The organism is Arsukibacterium sp. (assembly GCF_033722355.1).
In the GTDB taxonomy this organism is placed as follows: Bacteria; Pseudomonadota; Gammaproteobacteria; order Enterobacterales; family Alteromonadaceae; genus Alishewanella.
The window spans coordinates 1-6,042 of sequence record NZ_JAWVZF010000165.1 but is presented as its reverse complement, the minus strand read 5'-3'; the positions used below and the strand labels follow the sequence as shown (position 1 = coordinate 6,042).

Here is a 6,042-nt window from a genome sequence, read left to right as displayed (position 1 = left end):
AGATGATTAGCAGAAATATCGGGTTGTTGCAGCAGGCGGGTGCCGTTATTAGCGGCAGCTGTGGCAGCAGTCAGACCAAGACCGATGCAGCATAGCATCGCCAGTTTCTTTGGTTTAAACATGAGTGTCCCCTGAGTTTTTACTGTGATATTGGAATTTTAATTCCGATAAGTAATAGCACAGGGGAGCGGGGACTGTTGGCAAAAAACTGTAAGCAGAGTTTTCTGTGCGACTAATGTAACACATTAGTCGCACAGGGATTTAACGGTTAAAACGCGCTGTTAATCAGGTAGCCGGTGTAGCCGCAAAAGACCGCCAGCAGCAGGCCGCCTTCCAGCCGGTTGATCCGGCCAGCTTTTTTAATGCCGATACCCATAACGAGTAACGCCACCGTTAAACCAAACATCAGGGTCCAGTCGCGGCTGAGTACCAGGGCATCAACGGCCATCGGTTCTATCAAGGCTGCGATACCCACTACCGCCAGGGTATTAAATAAATTGGAACCAATAATATTCCCCAAGGCAATATCATGCTCACGCTTTTTAATCGCCATTAATGATGAGGCGAGTTCAGGCAAAGAGGTGCCCACCGCCACCACAGTCAGACCAATGATCAAATCGCTGACCCCCAATCCCTGGGCGATGTACACCGCGCCGTAGACCAGCAGACGGGAGGCGATAATTAACAATATCAGACCCAATACCAGCCAGAACAGCGCCTGCTTTAAGGTCATGTTGTTAGTGCTAAGCTCAGTGGTAACATCTTCTGCCAGCGCATCCTGTGGATTGCGCATGCCCTGCCAGACTGACCAGGCCATCACGGCGGCAAAAACGGCCAGTAAACACCAGGCATCTAACCGGCTTAACTGATGATCAAACATTTGCCAGCCGGCAAACAGGGTAATCGCCAGAAGTAAAGGCAGTTCTTTTTTAAGCACCTGAGAATGCACATTGATAGGGCTTATCAGCGCCACCAGACCAATAATCAGTGCGATATTGGTAATATTGGAACCATAGGCATTACCCAGTGCCAGCGCAGGGTTGCCATCTGCTGCGGCCATCGCTGAAACGACCATTTCCGGTGCTGAGGTACCAAAACCGACCACCAGCATACCAATCAATAATGGTGGCATACCGCCAAAACGCGCTGCTGCAGCAGCGCCATCAACAAAACGATCTGCACTCCAGACCAGTAACGCCAGGCCGGAGATTAACGCTAAAACTGCAAGTAACATAAGGTTTCCCTGTTGCTGAATGATACCCAATAGCATATCAGTTGCATCAGGCTTTGCCAGAGGTCGACCCTGAAAGCGCCTATTATTTTTCAGCTGCTAGCTAAGGTTGGTCAAATCGTAAGCGGCATCGTTATGTTAAACGACTTGCTGTGTTTGCTTATTGGCTGATGAAAATTTATTTTCAGTTTTTTTAATCACATTTAAGCTATGCTTTAGCATGCGGTCAGTGGTGTGGTCAGAGCTATGTTTAAACTCATGTCACAATTATCATTAACAGGGTTGTTACTGTTGCCTGCTATGTTGCTACAGGCAAATCCGATTCGGGTAGTCACTGAGTATCGCGGCTTTTATCAGCTGCAGAACAATGATGGCAGTTTAGGAGGCTATGCCACCGAAGTTGTCCAGGCCCTGTTTGCCATAACCGGTGACACGCCGTTGTTTGAAATTAATTCATGGGGCCGCAGTTTTCATGAAGCATCAAGCAATAATAATGTACTTATCTACTCTTTGTCGTTGAATCCTGAACGTGCAGAATTATTTGATTGTGTGGCCGAGCTCAATAAAGAACAGTTATTTTTCTGGGCCCTGAAAGGCAATATAAAGCAACCGCTGAATGTTCTGGATGATTTAAGACACTACCGTATTGCTGTTAGCATAGCGTCGAATCCTGATCAGTATTTAACCGGACAGGGCTTCACCCGCTTGTTCCGGACTTCCACACCGGAATATGCGTTGAGCATGTTGTACAAAAACAGGGTGGATATGATCATCAGTGTTGAAAAGCCGATAAATAACCAGGTGGAACAGCTTGGTTATGACGTCAGTCAGTTGAGTAAAGTGTTTCAGCTGGAGGAGCTGAATCATCCGTTGTGTATTGCCTTTAACCGTAATTCAGACGCGGCATTACGGGAACGGTACCGGCAGGCCTTTGCCAGCTTGCAACAGAATGGCACCCTGGCACAAATTCGCAAACGCTGGCAGTTAGACCACCACTAACGGTTAAGTGATAATGGTTATGCTGATTTATTAGCGCAATGGATACAGAACGTAGTGAAAGGCACGGCATTTAGACGCTCCAGGCCAATCTCCTCACCACAACGGCTGCAATACAGATATTCACCATGCTCCATCCGTTGCAGCGCAATATTGATGCTATTCAGCTCTTCTGCAGCATTGTATTCCAGCGAGTTCAATACCTGCTCATTTTCCCGCTCAGCCGCCTGCTCTGCAGCATCGGCGGTGCGCCCCTGCTGGAAATCATGATGAATAGCATTTAACTGGCGTTCCAGCTGGACCTTCTGAGCTAATAATTTACGTTTTAATTCCTGTAGCGGCATAGCGCCCCCTTTTTTATGTTACCCGTTGCTTAAAGCATAGACGGCTTTTGCAGATTAAGGGTTGATCTGGCTCATATCTGTTGTTGCTGCTGTAACTGCCACATTCTGGCGTACTCGCCCTGGCGGGCAATCAGTTGCTGGTGATTGCCCTGTTCTGCCAGCACACCGTCTTTTAATACCAGAATAGTATCTGCATCAGTAATGGTAGACAGTCGGTGGGCAATCACCACGCTGGTATGGTTGCGGGCCACTTCACGCATCGCCTGTAAAATGGCCTGCTCAGAACTGGAATCGAGCGCTGATGTGGCTTCATCAAACACCAGAATAGGTGATTTTTTTAAAATCGCCCGGGCAATTGCTATCCGTTGTTTTTCACCACCCGATACCTTTAAACCGCGCTCACCGACAACAGTGGCATCCCCCTGAGGTAAGCTGTCAATAAAGCCGCGCAGGTGAGCCAGCGCTATAGCCTCGTCAACTTCTGTCGCACTGGCATCGGGGTTACCGTACTGAATATTATCGCGAATGCTGCTGTTAAACAGCACCGTGTCTTGCGGCACTATGGCAATGGCCCGGCGCAGGCTGTCGAGGGTGACGTTATTGATGTCCTGATCATCAATTTTAATCTGGCCGCCAGTCAGCGGGTAAAAGCGGTAAAGCAGGCGCGCCAGCGTGCTTTTACCGGCACCGCTTGCCCCAACAATAGCCACTTTGCTGCCGGCAGGCACGCTAAAGCTTAGTCCTTGCAGAATAGGCCGGTTTGGCTGATAGGAAAATTGCACATCGTTAAACCGAATGTGTCCGGCGGTCACGATAAGTTGAGTGGCGTCTGATGTATCGCTGATTGCAGGCTGACGCTGAAGCAGCCCGAGCATATTTTCCAGGTCGGTAAGGGCGCGACGAATTTCCCGGTAGACAAAGCCTAAAAAATTCAGGGGCAAAAACAACTGGATCATATACGCATTTACCATTACCAGCTCGCCAAGGCTGATATTGCCCTGAATAACCTCCGCCGCTGCCAGCCACATCAGGCTGGTAATAGCAGCGGCGATAATAAAAGCCTGACCGGAGTTCAGTGCCAGCAGGCTTAAACGGTTTTTCAGCCGGGCGTGTTCCCAGTTTGCCAGAAAACCGTCATAAATCTTTGCCTCATAGGCTTCATTATTAAAATATTTTACCGTTTCGTAATTAAGCAAACTATCGATGGCGCGACTGTTAGTGGTGTTATCAGCCTGATTGGCTTCACGGATAAATTTGTTACGCCATTCGGTGACATAAACAGTAAAAAAGATATACAAGCCAACGGCAATCAATGTAATAACGGCATACAAAGGAGAAAACAGCACACTGAATATCACCGCCACCGCCAGAATTTCGAACAGGGTTGGCACAATGTTAAACATCAGAAAGCGCATCAGAAAGCTCAGGCCATTACTGCCACGTTCTATATCCCGGCTGATACCACCGGTTTGCCTGTCCAGATGGAAGGCCAGTTCCAGACTGTGCAGATGCTTAAAAACCCTTAATCCAATCTGCCGCATGGCATGCTCGGTAACCCGGCCGAATAATGCATCACGCAACTCGCCAAAAAATACGGAGGCAAACCGCAAGCTGCCATATAACAGTAACAAGGCAGCGGGCAGGACCAGCAGGGCGCTGACCTGGGTGTCCAATGCATCAATAATTTCTTTTAATGCCCACGGCATCAGCAGCGTTGCTGCTTTTGCCGCGATAAGTGCTATGACGGCCAGTAATACCCGGCCTTTGAACGTCATTAAATAAGGCCACAGCGTGGCGACTGTTTGCTTCAGCCCTAGAGCCTCAGGGCGTCTTTGCGGTTCGGGTTGTTTGGCTGTACTTCGCATTCCGCGCATCGGCTACTCAGAATAAAAGGTGTGACAGGCTATTATGCATAAGTACAAAGATAAGCGGTATCCTGGTTTACTTTTACCTGAAATTTAACATTCGCCTCAACTTCAAATTGCTGGCCACTGCTAAAAGTTTGCCAGCGGGTACTGCCTGGTAACAGCACAGTCAGGGCGCCACTGATTACTGTCATGACCTCATACTGACTGGTGGCAAATTCATAATCACCTGCAGCCATAACCCCGACGGTCGCAGGTAATTTTTCACCGGCAAAAGCGATTGATGCAACCTTACCATCAAAATACTGATTAATCTTAAACATGAAAATTCCTTTAAATTTGGCCTGTCAGTAGACCTGACAACCCTGATGTTTGCTAGTGAAAATAAGAAAACCTTATATAAAACAGAAAATATGTATTTTCAAAGTGTTAATAAAAGTGACGTAAATTAGCGCCATGGTAGAACGCTTTATTTTTTTATAACAATAATTTCAGGGATCTGCGATGAAAAAAACCTGCCGTCCGGCAGGTTTTTTTATTATCAAGCCAACACTAATCAGGCCGCTTTAGTCTTTTTGCTTTGCTGCTCATTCAGAGCATCAGCACCATTTAACTGCTGCGTCAGACTTTTATCAGCAGCCAGATAATCCGGCTCAAAATCATCAACATTGATCACAAATAACCGGCCTTCTTCAGCTAAGCGCAGTTTATTGGCTTCATCTTTACTGATGACGCCAAGCTCCAGACCTAAATCAGCCACTTCATTTAAACGGTAAAACGGCAGACGCTTATTGGCGGCTTTACTGACTTTATCAAACAGCGGCTCTGCCGCCAGAATATCCAGCAGCACCTGTTCTACCCGGCCTAATTGGTTGCCTGGCTCGTTAGTCAGATATAAATGTGCACCTAAGCGTGAACGTGCTTCACAAGGCGTTTGCATAATACGGGCAACCTGATGCTCGATTTTATCTGACGCTTTGCGCAAGGTGCGGCCCCATGGGAACACAATACGTTTTAATACCACACCCACAGCACGGTTAGGGAAATTATCAAATAATTCATCCAGTGCCAGTTGTGCTTTGGCCAGATTGTCTTCACAGGCCCACTGTACTAACGGTAAATCCTGTACCTGGCGGCCTTCATCATTGAAACGCTTTAACACCGCCGATGTTATGTACAACATACTTAAAATGTCACCTAACCGGGCTGAGATCCGCTCGCGGCGCTTTAAATCACCACCCAAGGTGGCCATTGCCACATCAGACATCAGCGCCATGGCCGCACTGAACCGATTCATTTGCTTATAATATCTGGCAGTTGCATCGTTGTAAGGGGCATGACTGAACATACCGCCGGTGAGCGACAACCAAAAGGTTCTGAAAAAGTTACTGATGGCAAAGCCAATATGACCAAATACCGCTTTATCGAAGGCAGTGACGGCGGCCAGTTCATCGTCCAGCTGTGCTGCCTGTAATTCTGCCAGCACATAGGGATGGCAGCGAATAGCACCCTGACCATAGATAATCATATTGCGGGTTAAAATATTGGCACCTTCAACGGTAATCGCCACCGGTGCGCCCTGATAACCCCGGGCCAGATAATTATT

General features: G+C 47.8%; 6 protein-coding genes. 1 reads left to right on the top strand and 5 read right to left on the bottom strand.

Features of this window, described 5'->3' with window-relative positions; genetic code table 11:
- Window positions 1-268: 268 nt before the first annotated feature.
- Window positions 269-1,234 (bottom strand): calcium/sodium antiporter, encoded by a 966-nt coding sequence (locus tag R3177_RS12510; RefSeq protein WP_318971364.1) that lies wholly within the window; start codon window positions 1,232-1,234, stop codon window positions 269-271.
- Between the two features lie 243 nt (window positions 1,235-1,477).
- Here R3177_RS12510 and R3177_RS12505 point away from each other — a divergent pair, with 243 nt between their 5' ends.
- Window positions 1,478-2,230 (top strand): substrate-binding periplasmic protein, encoded by a 753-nt coding sequence (locus tag R3177_RS12505; RefSeq protein ID WP_318971363.1) that lies wholly within the window; start codon window positions 1,478-1,480, stop codon window positions 2,228-2,230.
- 17 nt (window positions 2,231-2,247) lie between these two features.
- Here the strand turns inward: R3177_RS12505 and R3177_RS12500 are convergent, their stop codons facing one another.
- The 4 genes from R3177_RS12500 to R3177_RS12485 all read right to left on the bottom strand — a co-directional run.
- Window positions 2,248-2,571: a TraR/DksA family transcriptional regulator gene (locus R3177_RS12500; protein ID WP_318971362.1), complete on the bottom strand. Its 324-nt coding sequence runs from the start codon at window positions 2,569-2,571 to the stop codon at window positions 2,248-2,250.
- Window positions 2,572-2,642: 71 nt separating this feature from the next.
- Entirely contained in the window at window positions 2,643-4,445 is a 1,803-nt protein-coding gene (locus R3177_RS12495; RefSeq protein ID WP_413229088.1) for an ABCB family ABC transporter ATP-binding protein/permease, read from the bottom strand.
- A 32-nt stretch (window positions 4,446-4,477) separates the two neighbouring features.
- A complete protein-coding gene (locus R3177_RS12490) occupies window positions 4,478-4,759 on the bottom strand; it encodes a pyrimidine/purine nucleoside phosphorylase (protein WP_318971360.1) in 282 nt (93 codons plus the stop codon).
- A 233-nt stretch (window positions 4,760-4,992) separates the two neighbouring features.
- The coding region (locus tag R3177_RS12485) for an acyl-CoA dehydrogenase domain-containing protein (RefSeq protein WP_318971359.1) at window positions 4,993-6,042 on the bottom strand (1,050 nt) is incomplete at its 5' end.